Source organism: Pseudomonas sp. NFACC02 (assembly GCF_900110765.1).
Taxonomy (GTDB): domain Bacteria; phylum Pseudomonadota; class Gammaproteobacteria; order Pseudomonadales; family Pseudomonadaceae; genus Aquipseudomonas.
In genome coordinates, this window is sequence record NZ_FOEO01000003.1 from 23,026 (window position 1) to 35,381 (window position 12,356).

The following is a 12,356-nucleotide window of genomic DNA, read 5'->3' on the forward strand; positions in this document are numbered from 1 at the left end:
GTTGAGCTCCCGGAGCGGTGTTTTTCAAGTGAGCCTGATCGCGGGCATCAGTGGACGGCGGGTCGGCAGGTCTCGGATCGCCGAGGCCCGAGGATGATGCGCACCGAATACACGGTGCCAAACAGAATCAGCGCCAGGCCGATGGCTTCAGCCAGGGTGGGTAAACGCCCGTGAAACGCCAGGCCCAATACGGTGGCGAAAAACGACTCCAGTGCAATCAATTGCCCGGACAGCACCATCGGCAGACGTCGGGACGCGAGGTTCCAGGCCCAGGCGCCAATCACGGAAGAGAGCAGCGCGATCAGCAGCGCCCAGCCGTACAGGCGCAGCGCGGCAGGGGTGTCGATGCCTTGAACGGGAAGTTGCAGCCAGTCCCAGGCCCACGCCATCGGTGTCAGCAGTAAGGCGGCAAGGCCTGCGCCGATCATCATCAGGCAGGTCCAGGCGCTGGTGGCATGGGTGTGCAGGTGTTCCATGGCGGCCTGATTGAAGACGCTGAACGAGAGCCAGATCAGCACGGCACCCAACGAAAAGGCCAGCCCCGCCCACAGATAAGTATGGGCATCCGCCGGGTCGCGAAGCACTTGCAGGTTGATCAGTCCCAGACCCAGACACAGCAGCGAAATCGGCAGCAGCAACTGGCCCCAGCGCAACGCCCGGTCGCGGGCGTTACCCAGCAGCGCCTGCAACACCGGGACAGCGCCGATGAAGGCGGCGATCATCAACGGACCGCCGTAGATCACGCCGCCTGCGATGCAGCTGCTGTAGGCCAGATACCCCAATGCGCCCAGCCCCATGCCGGTCAGCCACTGGCGCAGACTCAGGCCGCGCAGTTGCGAGCGATACAGAGGCAACAGCAAGAGGCCCAGCGCACCGGCCATCATGAAACGCACCAGCATGAAGTCCTGAATGCTGTAACCCTGCAGCACGTACGGGGCGATGAAGTTGCAGGCCCAACTCAACGTCGCCAGCACTGCGAATGCCACGCCTTGCAAGAGGATTGAACGGGGTGAGGTCATGTGGACTCCTTTGAACACCCGGGCGGTGAATCATCTGTGAGCAAGCTCACTCACACAGGTTTTGCGTACACTCAGGGGCATCGCAGTGACGGTCATCTTGCCGATCCAGACCGGTGTGCTACAAATGATGTCTTCGTCACGATGCATTACTGGACATTATGAATAAGCTCGGTAAATCCTTGCCTCCGCTGGCAAGTCTTCTGCCATTCGAAGCCGCTGCCCGGTTGTTGAGTTTTTCCCGTGCGGCCGAAGAACTGAACCTGACCCAGGCGGCGGTGAGCCGACAGATCCGGGCGCTGGAGGAGGATTTGGGCGTCAAGCTGTTCCAGCGGCGCAACCGGGCGGTTTTTCTGACGGATGCCGGGCGCGAGTTCAGCCTCACCCTGGGTAATGCATTGCGCGATGTGGGCAGGACGGCGGATCGCCTGCGAGGGGTGGCAAGGAAGAATGAAGTGGTGCTGCTGTGTCAGCCCTGCGAAGCCTTTCACTGGTTGATGCCCAGGCTGTCGAATTTCCATCAGCAGTACCCGGAAATCGAACTGAAGATCGTCACTTGGGCCCCTCCGCTCACGGACTTCCAGGGCTATTTCGACGTTGCGATGCAGAGCAGCAACCGCGACCACGGCTTGCATCCCTTGCTGTTCACGGCCGCGGACGAGGTCTTCCCGGTGTGCAGCCCGCGCTATTTAGAAAGGTCTGCCTCCCTCGTCGCGCTCGATAAGCTGGGGGCTCACACCTTGTTGCATCACGACGCCTTGCCCGCCTATCAACTGGAGTGGGATACCTGGCTGGCGACGTTCGGCCACGAAGTGCCACGCCATGCCCGTGGGCTGGCCTTCGACAATTATTCGCTGATGCTGCACGCCGCCGTTGAGGGACACGGTCTGGCGATGGGCTGGCGGCGCACCGCGCAACGCATGCTCGACAGCGGCGTGCTGATTGCGCCGTTCGCCGAAAGCGTTCACTTGAGCGAGGCGCTGTCGGTCTATCGCCGCCACGGGCAGGCGCGCCGGGAAGAGGCGAACCTGCTGGTGGAGTGGTTGCGCGCTGAATTGAGCTGAGCGCGGATTCAGAAGCCGGCGATCATCAGGTCCAGGTTCTGCACGGCGGCACCGGCAGCGCCTTTGCCCAGGTTGTCGAACACGGCGGCCAGCAGCACGTGTCCGGCGTTTTCGAACACCATCAGACGCAGCTTGTCGGTGTCGTTCATGACCCGAGGGTCCAGCCCGGTCAGCGCCTGCGAGGCGTCCATCGGCATGACCTCGACAAAATCACTGCCCGCGTAGTGCTGCGCCAGGCACGCATGCAACCGGGCGCCCGTGACACCCGATTGCAGCAAGCGCAGTTGCAAGGGGATGGTGAGTACGATGCCCTGACGGAACGAGCCGTAGGCCGGGATGAACATCGGGCGTTCGCTGAGACCGCTGTATTGCTGGATTTCCGGGACGTGTTTGTGCGCCAGGCTCAAGCCGTAGACCTGAAACGGTGTCGCCTGACTGGCGTCCGGCCCCTCGAATTCATCGACGCCGGAACGGCCTTTACCTGAATAGCCTGACACCGCGTTGATGCTGATCGGGTAGTCCCGAGGCACCAGGCCGTTATCCAGCAAGGGGCGCAGCAGTCCGACAGCGCCGGTCGGGTAACACCCAGGGTTGGTCACCCGGCGTGCGCTGGTGATGAGCGCTTTCTGCTGTTCGCTCATCTGCGCGAACCCATAGACCCAGTCCGGGTGCGTACGGTGGGCAGAGCTGGCGTCGATCACGCGCACGTCGGGATTTTCAATGCTTGCCGCGGCGTCGCGGGCGGCATCATCGGGCAGGCACAGGATCGCGATATCGCAGGCGTTGATCGCCGCTGCCCGGCTTTCCGGGTTTTTGCGCTGCGCGGCGGGCAACGTCACGACTTGCAGGTCGGTCCGGCCGTGCAGTCGCTGGTGGATTTGCAGGCCGGTCGTGCCTTGGTCACCGTCGATGAAAACAACAGGTAGGGTCATGAGGTGCGCTCGCAGTCAGTCATTCATGGCGAGCATCTTCGAACAGGGCGTAAGATAGGGAAAGTTGAATTTATTGACGATTAGATTCAGGTTTCATGAAGGAGAAATGTTGTGCGTGAGATCAGTCTCGACCGTTTGCGCACACTGGTGGCAATCGCCGACCATGGTTCGTTTGCCGAAGCCGCGCGGGTGTTAAACCTGGCGCCACCCACGGTGAGCCTGCACATTGCAGACCTGGAGCAGCGCGTCGGCGGGCTGTTGTTGTCACGCACCCGGGGTCGCGTCCAGCCTTCGGCGATTGGGGAAACCCTGATCGAGCGAGCCCGGCGCTTGCTGGCCGATGCCGAACAGGCGCTCGAAGATGTGGAACGTCAGGTTCAGGGGTTGGCCGGGCGGGTCAGACTGGGCGCGTCCACCGGCGTCATCGCGCAACTGATACCGCAAGCGCTGGAAACCCTCAGTCACGCGCACGCGGGCATCGACGTGCAGGTGGCGGTGCTCACCTCCCAGCAGACCCTGCAAAAACTGGCCGATGGCAGTCTCGACATCGGCGTGATTGCGCTGCCGCAATCGCCGGTCAAGGGCCTGCAGATCAAGCCGTGGCGACGTGACCCCGTCATGGCGTTTCTGCCGGCGCGCTGGGCGTGTCCGGACGTTGTTACGCCCGCCTGGCTGGCAGCCCAACCGCTGATTCTCAACGACAACAGCACGCGCCTGTCGCGTCAGGTAGGGGAGTGGTTCGCAACAGAGGGGCCGCAGCCGACGCCGCGCATTCAGCTCAACTACAACGACGCGATCAAGAGTCTGGTGGCGGCCGGGTATGGCGCGACGGTACTGCCCCACGAGGCCTCCACGCCGTCGCCGGAGCACCGCATCGTCATGCGTCCCTTGCAGCCGGCGTTGTGGCGGGAACTGGGCATCGCCCACCGGGCCGGAGAGGTCGAACGTTCGACCCGGCATGTGCTGGAGGTGTTATGGGGGCTGGAAGCGTTGTAACGATGGAGGGGGGACCTGTGAGAGCAACGGCAGTGACACGCCGCCTCCCACAGGTGGATCAGCGGTCAATCAGAACTTGAATGCCTGACGACCGATCAGTTGCCATTTCCCGTGCTGCTTTTGCCAGACCTGGAAGTTTTCGATCTCGGTCGGTACTTCGACGCCGCTGTTTACGGCCTGGGCGGAGAAGTGGTTGCGAACCAGCGCGGTGTCGCCGTCCATGGTGATTTTCTGATTGAGCATCTGCAGGGTCTTGAAACCGCTGCGGCCGGTTTCGATGTCAGCGATGAATTCCTGCTTGTTCTGAATCTTGCCGCTGGAATGGCCGTAGGTGACGTTGTCTGATGTCAGTGCGTTCAGGGTCTTGAGGTCTTTGTGCAGCATCGCCTGGGTCATCTGGTCGACGGCCTTGGCGACATTTTGTTCATCCGCAGACGGTGCAGCGAAGACATAGCCTGAAAACAGGCACACAAAACCTACCGCCAGTTTGAGCTTGGTCATGGATGTTTCCCTTTTTATTGTGATCGGACAGAAACAGAATCCCCGTCCGGGCGCCGGCAGAGCGACCCATGAGACGAGTTTTCGTACGTTATCATACAACTGCAAAACACGGGTCAGTGTCCGCTGAGCCCTGACGCGATCAAGCACCTCACGCCTGCCACGCTCCCCCGGAAAAGCCGCATCCCGCCTTGGGAGACATCCGAGGTTACGAGGGCAGCGAGTGCGGTGGTTCATTCAGCCTTGATGGTGCCAAGCTGTCGCCTTCGAGCAAGCTCACTCCTACAGGTGTGAGGTCCACACGGAGGATGTGCTTCAACCCGCTTGATCTGCCGAGGGGGTTAAACACTGCTTTAATGAACGTTCTTGACGCGCCAGCGAGCCGTAAGGCCGGCCACGGTGACCACACGACAATCAATGAGGAAGTGCACAGATGACCCGTCTCACGGCCAAGGATTTCGCCCCTGAATTGCTCGAGCTGTATGACTTCTATGTTCACGGGAAGATCAACCGGCGTGAGTTCCTTGATCGGGCGGCGGTGTTTGCCCTGGGTGGACTCACGGCGACCGCGATTCTGTCGTCGCTGAGCCCGAATTACGCGCTGGCTGAACAAGTCGAATTCACCGACCCCGACATTGTCGCCGAGTATATTTCCTACCCATCCCCCAAGGGGCACGGCCAGGTTCGTGGGTATCTGGTGCGTCCGGCCAAGGCCGGCGCGAAAGTACCGGCGGTGCTGGTGGTGCATGAGAACCGGGGTCTCAATCCTTACATCGAGGATGTCGCCCGTCGTGTGGCCAAGGCCGGGTTCATCGCCCTGGCACCCGATGGCCTGTCCTCGGTCGGCGGCTATCCGGGCAATGACGATAAGGGGCGCGAACTGCAGCAGAAGGTCGACCCCGAGAAACTGATGAACGACTTCTTTGCGGGCATCGAATGGTTGATGGCGCACCCCGCATCGACCGGTAAAGTCGGCATCACCGGGTTCTGCTATGGCGGTGGCGTGGCCAATGCGGCGGCCGTTGCTTATCCGGAGCTGGCGGCGGCGGTGCCGTTTTACGGGCGGCAACCCAAGGCGGAGGACGTCGCGCGTATCAAGGCACCCTTGCTGCTGCACTACGCTGAACTGGACAAACCCATTACCGACGGCTGGCCTGCGTACGAGCAGGCGCTGAAGGCTGCCGGCAAGACCTATCAGGCGTACATCTATCCGGGGATGAATCACGGCTTCCACAACGACTCGACGCCACGCTATGACGATGCAGCGGCGCGGTTGGCGTGGGGCCGGACGCTGGAGTGGTTTCGCAAGTACCTGGTGTAGCGTGTACCTGATGAATAACGGGAGGCACCAAAACCACGCACGGTTGCCTTCTTGGCGGGCATTTCCTTGTAGGCTGCCGCAGTTGAAATTGTTCTAACGTCCCGTAAAACGAGGTCTTGACCCAGATGGCCTGCGTTTTGCTTTTGCTGGATTCAAACTTGGATACAAGATGGAATCCACAATGCGCAACGCTCAAAACCCCTTGTTTGGCTGGACCGTAAACGAATGGATCGCTGCGTATCAGCGCGGTGAGATGACCCCAAGCGGCCTGCGGGACCTGCTTGATGCCTTTCCCGCAGCGGATAACGCCTGGATCTCTCGCGTCAGCCCTGCTCAGCTCGATGCGCAACTGGCCGAACTGTCCGCGCTCCTGGAGGCCGTCGGCGGCGATATCGCGAAGCTGCCGCTGTATGGGGTGCCGTTCGCCATCAAGGACAACATTGATGCGGCAGGCTGGCTCACGACTGCGGCGTGTCCGGAATTTGCCTACACCGCCAGCGCTGACGCGACCGTGGTCGCCAGGCTGCGCGCGGCCGGTGCGATTCTGATAGGCAAGACCAACCTCGATCAGTTCGCCACAGGGTTGGTCGGTACCCGTTCTCCCTACGGCGCGGTGGCGAACAGCTTCAATCCCGATTACGTCAGTGGGGGTTCCAGCTCGGGCTCGGCGTCTGTCGTGGCGCGGGGGCTGGTGGCGTTCTCTCTTGGCACCGACACCGCCGGTTCCGGCCGGGTACCCGCCGGGTTCAACAACATCGTCGGCCTTAAACCCACCAAAGGGCGGTTATCGAATACCGGGTTGGTGCCAGCGTGCCGCACGGTGGACTGCATCTCTGTCTTCGCCCTGACCGTTGAGGATGCCGAGTGCGTGGCCGGGATCGCCGAAGGGTACGACGCCACCGACGCCTATTCCCGTGCCAATCCCGATACCGCGCCCGTTGGCTTCGGCGCGTCGATCAAACTGGCGGTGCCGGCAACGCTGGAGTTCTTTGGCGATGCGCAGAATCAGGCCGTCTATGAGCAGGCATTACACACCCTCACCGACATGGGCGCCGAGATCACGCGCATCGACTTCACGCCTTTTCAGGCGCTGGCCGAGCAGCTGTATTACGGCCCGTGGGTCGCGGAGCGGACCGTGGCCCTTGAAGCGATGCTCGCCTCCAGCCCGGAGGCGATCAACCCGGTGGTGCGCGGGATCGTTGAAAATGGTCTGGCCTACAGCGCCTGCGATGCCTACAAGGCCGAGTACCTGCGCGCAACGCTGAGCCGGCAGATCAACGACGCACTGGCCGGTTTCGACGCCCTGGTCGTGCCGACCTCGGCGACGATTCGAACGCTCGCCGAGATGGCGGCGGAGCCGGTGCTCTACAACTCCCAGTTCGGTTTCTACACCAACTTCACCAACCTGGCGGACCTGTCCGCACTGGCGCTGCCTGCGGGTTTGCGCGCGGACGGCTTGCCCGCCGGCATCACCCTGATCGCCCCGGCCTGGCATGACGCGGCGCTCGCGCGTTTCGGCAAACAGTGGCAAGCGCATCTCAACCTGCCGATGGGCGCAACAGGACGCCCGCTGCCTGCGCCATCCACCGCAGCGCAACCGCGTGGCAGTGTCCGCGTGGCCGTGGTCGGTGCACACCTGACCGGCATGCCGCTGAATGTTCAACTGACCCGTCGCGATGCGGTGTTCGTCGAGCAGACGTTGACCGCGGGTGACTACCGCCTTTATGCGCTCCCCGGTACGGTGCCGCCCAAACCCGGACTGGTCAAGGCTGACGGCGGGCAGTCGATCATCGTCGAGTTGTGGGACATTCCGCTGGCGCGTTTCGGCGAGTTCGTTGCCGAGATTCCCGCGCCGCTGGGCATCGGCAACCTCACACTGGTGGACGGGCGCAGCGTGAAGGGTTTCATCTGCGAGCCGTGGGCATTGGCAGACGCAAAGGACATCACCGCATTCGGTGGCTGGCGCGCTTACATCGCCAGCTTGAACAATGGCTGACGCTCGTCAATACACATCGGCACGTCCTCGTGTCGACCCGGATAACCGCTCGGACAACACCATGCAGATCGCCACGTCGCAAAAGCCCAAGGGCCGCCCGGAAAACATGGTCGAGCGGATCTATCAACAGCTCAAGGACGACATCTTCGAGTTCCGGTTGTTGCCGGGCGATCGCTTCAGCGAAAGTGAGGTGGCCGAGCGTGTTCAGGCCAGTCGCACGCCGGTGCGTCAGGCGCTGTATCGGCTGGAACGCGAAGGTTATCTGCAGGTGTATTTCCGCAGCGGCTGGCAGGTGAGGGCGTTTGACTTCCAGTATTTCGAAGAGCTCTACGACCTGCGGATCGTGCTGGAAAACGCGGCGGTTGCACGCCTGGAACAAATGGATGTCGAGGCCCACCCGGTGATCGCTGAACTGACACGCACCTGGCGGGTGACAGAGGCGGAGCGCTTGCAGGAGGGGGCACGGGTCTCAGCCCTGGATGAGCGATTCCATTGCGCGCTGGTCGAGGCCGCAGGCAACCGCGAAATGGCGCGCGTGCATTTCGAGATTACCGAAAAAATCCGCATCATCCGGCGTCTGGATTTCACTCAGGCCCCACGCATCGACGCGACTTACGTCGAGCACGGACAGATCCTCGAGGCGATCCTGCAACGGCGCACTGAACGGGCCCAACACCTGCTGAAAAACCACATCGACATCAGCAAACAGGAAGTGCGCAAAATCACCCTTCACAGGCTGCATATGGCGCGGCAGCGCAATGCACACCAAGCGGCTGATGAGGGCAACTGAAAAAGAGGTCAAAGGTTCCAATGCATTCGCGAGCAAGCTCGCTCCCACAGATGCAGCGCCAGCCGCGAGTGCGGATAGCGCCGCCATGCCCAGGGATAACGGCGAGTATCAAACCGGGTTACGACGCTCCGCGACTTCGGCCAGGACCGCGAGGTCCATTTCACCCTGGCCGTGGTCGACGGCGTCCTGCAGGTTGGCGCGAATCATGTCCGCGGTCGGCATCTGCACCGACACCTGACTGGCCGCCGCCAGGATCAGATCCACGTCCTTGAGTCCCAGCACGGCCTTGAACGCGGCGGGCTCGTAGCGGCGTTCTCCGATCAGTGCGCCGTAGCCGGCATACACCGGGCCGGTGAAGAGGGTGTTCGACACCAGGTTCACCAGGTCCGCCGACTGGAGGCCGTGGCGGGTCACCAGTACGGCGGCTTCGCTCATGGCTTCGACCGCCGACACCAGCAGGAAATTGACCGCCAGTTTCATCGCATTGGCAGCCGAGGCCTTTTCGCCGAGGCGCCACGTCTTGCGGCCGATCAGGTCGAACAGCGGCTGAACGGTGTCGATGGCCTGTTCGGGGCCGGCTGCTAGAAGATTCAGCTGAGCCGCCGCCGCGACATTCGGCCGGCCCATCACGGGCGCTGCGATGTAGTCGATGCCTTGAGCCTTGTGCAGCTCGGCCAGTTCATCAGCAAACGTCACCGATACGGTCGCCAGGTTGACGTGAATCAGCGGCGCCTTGATGTGCTTGAGCAGGCCCGAATCCAGCAGCACCGAGCGCAGCGCCTTGTCGTCGGCGAGCATGCTGAACACCACGTCGGCGTCGAACGCCTGTGCGGGTTCCGTCACCGCCTTGGCGCCGAGCTCGACCAGCGACCGGGTCGCCTGCGGCGAGCGGTTCCAGACCCGAAGTTCATGTTCGCCTTTCAGCAGATTGGCGGCGATGGCCTGACCCATGTTGCCCAGACCCAAGAAACCGATTTTCATCCGATGTACTCCTGTGAGCGGTGTAATGAGTGTCACCTGTGTGGCGAAAGACTCTAGCACCGCACGCCCTTACAAGGGTCCCTGCAAACGTGCTATCGCGTCATAGGTGTTCTTCCGGCCCGTCATGCAACAGATGAAAAATATTGCGCTTCATGCGGATGAATTCAGGGTCCATGACCATGTCCAGGTTGCGCGGGCGGCCAATCGGCACATCGAGCACTTCCTTGATACGGCCAGGGCGTGCGCCCATGACGAAGATCCGGTCGCCCAGCAGAATGGCCTCGTCGATGTCGTGAGTCACGAACAACACCGTCTTCTTGCTGTGCTCCCAGACCTTGAGCAGCAGTTGCTGCATCTGCAGACGCGTCTGGCTGTCGAGAGCGCCGAACGGCTCGTCCATCAGCAGGATCTGCGGGTCGTTGGCCAGGGCGCGGGCTATCGCCACGCGTTGCATCATCCCGCCGGACAACTGCTTGGCGTAGTTATCGGCGAAGCGCGACAGACCCACTTCGTTCAGGTAGAACTCGACGATTTCCTTGCGTTCGGCCGCGGGCATGCCACGGCGCTTGAGGCCGAATTCGATGTTCTTGCGTACGGTCAGCCATGGGAACAGCGTATAGCCCTGGAACACCATGCCGCGATCCGCGCCGGGGCCGTCGACCTGTTGGCCGCCGACGTAGATGTCGCCCGATGTCGGTTCGGACAGACCGGCGGTGAGGTACAGCAGGCTGGACTTACCGCAACCTGAGGGGCCGACCAGCACGGCGAACTGCTGATCGGGTACGTCGAACGACACCTTGTCCAGCGCCGTGAACGTGCTCCCTGACGGCGTTTTGTATTGCAGCGTGACGTTATCGACACGCAAGCGTGGCGTGGCGGCAGTGGCCACGGCAGCGGGGCGTAGCTGAATCGGCGAGGTTGCGGTTACTGAGCCCATGCGGCCACCTTCAAGCGAAGAAATCTGAACAGTTGATCGGTGATCAGGCCCAACAGCCCGATCACGGCGATCGCCAGGAAAATCACGTCAACCTGAAAACCTCGCATGGCCTTGAGACTCAGGTAACCCAGACCGCTGGACGCTGCGACCAGCTCGGCGACCACCAGGTAGGTCCAGGCCCAGCCCATGGTCACGCGCAGCGTGTCCAGCACACCGGGCAACGAGGCGGGTGCGATGACATGCAATACGGCGTCCGAACGGCTGGAGCCGAGGGTGTAGGAGGCGTTGATCAGGTCTTTGGAAATGCCCTTGGACACATCGGCAATCATTACCAGTTGCTGGAAGAACACGCCGAAAATGATGATCGACACCCGTTGCTCCAGACCGATACCGATCCACAGGATGAATAACGGTACGAACGAGGTGACCGGCAGGTAGCGGATGAAATTGACCAGCGGTTCCAGGAACGCTTGCACGACCCGGAAGCTGCCCATCATCAGGCCGATCGGCACCGCGACCACCGACGAGATCACGAAGCCGACCATCACCACTTCCACGCTGGCCCACACATGCGGGCCGAGCGTACCGTCACGGGCCAGGCGCATCGCAGCATCGAAAACCGCACCGGGTGTCGGCAGGAACATCGCCGGCACCACGCCGCCATAGGAAAGAAAAGCCCACAGGCCGATCAACAACGCCCAGGCCAGGCCGCTGGCGCTCCAGATCACCTGGATCGGCAAGCTGGTCTTGGGCGTCAGGCAGCGGTTGAGCCACGAATTGCGCTTGGACATGACGTGCTCCTGGTTATTTCGGGCTGATGAAACGGTTGTCGATCAGGTCGCTGTAGCTGACGTTGTACGGCTTGCCCTGCAACTCGCTGGCGGTTTCGTTGGCCAGTTTGATCACGGCGGCGGCATCGCCGGTGCTGCCGTTGCTGCCCAGCAGTTTTTCGCTCATGGCCTGATCGTAGAAACGCACGCCTTTGGCCGCGGCCTCCAGCTCGGCCGGGTCGGCCAGGTAACCACCGACGCCTTTGGCCATGATCGCGTAGGCTTCTTTCGGATGGTCCTTGGTGTACTGAACGGCTTTGTACAGGCCGGCCACCAGTGCCTTGACGTCAGCCTGCTGTTTGTCGATCACATCGCAGCTCAGGGCCACGACATCGACGATCACGCCGGGCGTCGTGCTGCTGTCGACCAGCACCTTGCCTTGCTGCTTGTTGCGCACGGTGGTCAGGTGCGGTTCCCAGGTCACGGCGGCCGGTACACGACCGGCAATGAACGCGGTGGCCGCGTCGTCGGCGGTCATGTTCTGGATGGTCAGGTCGCTCATTTTCATGCCGGCGTTTTTCAGCAGGTAGTTGAGCCAGAATTGTGAAACCGAGCCTTCGTTGACGGCGACGGCCTTGCCTTTGAGGTCTTGCAGGCTGTTGATGTCCTTGCCGACCAGCACGCCGTCACCGCCATGGCTTTCGTCCAGCGCCGCGACCGCCTTGAAGCAGAACTGAGGGCGGTACTTGAGGATTTCATCCAGGGTTGAAGCTGAGCCGGACAGCTTGCCCGAGGCCTGAGCGGCCATGTACATCGACGCTTCTTCGATGGTCGGCAACTCAACGGTCAGGCCGTTTTCCTTGAAGTAGCCCAGGTCCTTAGCCAGGTACAGGGTGCCGTACCCCACCCAGGTGGTGTGCCCGATGGACAGGGTGCCGGCCTGAGCGCCGCTGGCGATGCCGGCCGCCAGTGCAGTCAGGGCCAGCGGACGCACACAGCGCGATACGAAAGACTTGATCATGGAACACTCCCGGATGGTGGTTTTTTAATTCGAC

General features: G+C 62.0%; 12 protein-coding genes. 5 read left to right on the plus strand and 7 right to left on the minus strand.

Going from position 1 to position 12,356, the window contains the following annotated elements; genetic code table 11:
• Window positions 1-47 precede the first annotated feature (47 nt).
• Window positions 48-1,019 (minus strand): DMT family transporter, encoded by a 972-nt coding sequence (locus BMY73_RS03850; protein ID WP_092405173.1) that lies wholly within the window; start codon window positions 1,017-1,019, stop codon window positions 48-50.
• Window positions 1,020-1,177: 158 nt separating this feature from the next.
• On the opposite strand from BMY73_RS03850, the gene BMY73_RS03855 reads away from it, so the two are divergent.
• Window positions 1,178-2,080, plus strand: coding sequence for a LysR family transcriptional regulator (locus tag BMY73_RS03855; protein WP_092405175.1), 903 nt, complete (start codon window positions 1,178-1,180; stop codon window positions 2,078-2,080).
• A gap of 8 nt (window positions 2,081-2,088) precedes the next feature.
• Here BMY73_RS03855 and argC read toward each other — a convergent pair whose 3' ends face one another.
• Window positions 2,089-3,012: an N-acetyl-gamma-glutamyl-phosphate reductase gene (argC, locus tag BMY73_RS03860; protein WP_092405177.1), complete on the minus strand. Its 924-nt coding sequence runs from the start codon at window positions 3,010-3,012 to the stop codon at window positions 2,089-2,091.
• A gap of 111 nt (window positions 3,013-3,123) precedes the next feature.
• Here argC and BMY73_RS03865 point away from each other — a divergent pair, with 111 nt between their 5' ends.
• Window positions 3,124-4,008, plus strand: coding sequence for a LysR family transcriptional regulator (locus BMY73_RS03865; protein ID WP_092405179.1), 885 nt, complete (start codon window positions 3,124-3,126; stop codon window positions 4,006-4,008).
• Between the two features lie 69 nt (window positions 4,009-4,077).
• Here BMY73_RS03865 and BMY73_RS03870 read toward each other — a convergent pair whose 3' ends face one another.
• Entirely contained in the window at window positions 4,078-4,509 is a 432-nt protein-coding gene (locus tag BMY73_RS03870; protein ID WP_092405181.1) for a nuclear transport factor 2 family protein, read from the minus strand.
• A gap of 430 nt (window positions 4,510-4,939) precedes the next feature.
• Here BMY73_RS03870 and yghX point away from each other — a divergent pair, with 430 nt between their 5' ends.
• The 3 genes from yghX (at window position 4,940) to BMY73_RS03885 (ending at window position 8,613) form a co-directional block, all read left to right on the plus strand.
• Complete coding sequence (yghX, locus tag BMY73_RS03875; RefSeq protein ID WP_092405183.1) at window positions 4,940-5,827, plus strand: YghX family hydrolase; 888 nt, start codon at window positions 4,940-4,942, stop codon at window positions 5,825-5,827.
• 181 nt (window positions 5,828-6,008) lie between these two features.
• Complete coding sequence (gene atzF / locus BMY73_RS03880; protein ID WP_092405185.1) at window positions 6,009-7,823, plus strand: allophanate hydrolase; 1,815 nt, start codon at window positions 6,009-6,011, stop codon at window positions 7,821-7,823.
• A gap of 61 nt (window positions 7,824-7,884) precedes the next feature.
• Entirely contained in the window at window positions 7,885-8,613 is a 729-nt protein-coding gene (locus tag BMY73_RS03885; protein WP_062382346.1) for a GntR family transcriptional regulator, read from the plus strand.
• A 108-nt stretch (window positions 8,614-8,721) separates the two neighbouring features.
• On the opposite strand, the gene BMY73_RS03890 is transcribed toward BMY73_RS03885, so the two are convergent.
• Genes BMY73_RS03890 through BMY73_RS03905 form a run of 4 tightly spaced genes read right to left on the minus strand, consistent with a single transcriptional unit; the run spans window position 8,722 to window position 12,322 of the window.
• Window positions 8,722-9,654, minus strand: coding sequence for an NAD(P)-dependent oxidoreductase (locus tag BMY73_RS03890; protein WP_370588172.1), 933 nt, complete (start codon window positions 9,652-9,654; stop codon window positions 8,722-8,724).
• Between the two features lie 40 nt (window positions 9,655-9,694).
• Window positions 9,695-10,531: an ABC transporter ATP-binding protein gene (locus tag BMY73_RS03895; RefSeq protein ID WP_062382111.1), complete on the minus strand. Its 837-nt coding sequence runs from the start codon at window positions 10,529-10,531 to the stop codon at window positions 9,695-9,697.
• Entirely contained in the window at window positions 10,519-11,322 is an 804-nt protein-coding gene (locus tag BMY73_RS03900; RefSeq protein WP_062382112.1) for an ABC transporter permease, read from the minus strand. Before BMY73_RS03900 ends, BMY73_RS03895 begins: the two co-directional genes overlap by 13 nt.
• Before the next feature lie 13 nt (window positions 11,323-11,335).
• The gene (locus BMY73_RS03905; protein ID WP_062382113.1) at window positions 11,336-12,322 is read right to left on the minus strand and encodes an ABC transporter substrate-binding protein; all 987 of its coding nucleotides are present in this window, start codon (window positions 12,320-12,322) and stop codon (window positions 11,336-11,338) included.
• Between the last annotated feature and the right edge of the window lie 34 nt (window positions 12,323-12,356).

What these genes read in the sequence shown, in the direction of transcription:
- BMY73_RS03850 (WP_092405173.1), bottom strand. Translation starts at nt 1,019, where the DNA reads ATGACCTCACCCCGTTCAATCCTCTTGCAAGGCGTGGCATTCGCAGTG.
- BMY73_RS03855 (WP_092405175.1), top strand. Translation starts at nt 1,178, where the DNA reads ATGAATAAGCTCGGTAAATCCTTGCCTCCGCTGGCAAGTCTTCTGCCA.
- argC (WP_092405177.1), bottom strand. Translation starts at nt 3,012, where the DNA reads ATGACCCTACCTGTTGTTTTCATCGACGGTGACCAAGGCACGACCGGC.
- BMY73_RS03870 (WP_092405181.1), bottom strand. Translation starts at nt 4,509, where the DNA reads ATGACCAAGCTCAAACTGGCGGTAGGTTTTGTGTGCCTGTTTTCAGGC.
- yghX (WP_092405183.1), top strand. Translation starts at nt 4,940, where the DNA reads ATGACCCGTCTCACGGCCAAGGATTTCGCCCCTGAATTGCTCGAGCTG.
- atzF (WP_092405185.1), top strand. Translation starts at nt 6,009, where the DNA reads ATGCGCAACGCTCAAAACCCCTTGTTTGGCTGGACCGTAAACGAATGG.
- BMY73_RS03885 (WP_062382346.1), top strand. Translation starts at nt 7,885, where the DNA reads ATGCAGATCGCCACGTCGCAAAAGCCCAAGGGCCGCCCGGAAAACATG.
- BMY73_RS03895 (WP_062382111.1), bottom strand. Translation starts at nt 10,531, where the DNA reads ATGGGCTCAGTAACCGCAACCTCGCCGATTCAGCTACGCCCCGCTGCC.
- BMY73_RS03900 (WP_062382112.1), bottom strand. Translation starts at nt 11,322, where the DNA reads ATGTCCAAGCGCAATTCGTGGCTCAACCGCTGCCTGACGCCCAAGACC.
- BMY73_RS03905 (WP_062382113.1), bottom strand. Translation starts at nt 12,322, where the DNA reads ATGATCAAGTCTTTCGTATCGCGCTGTGTGCGTCCGCTGGCCCTGACT.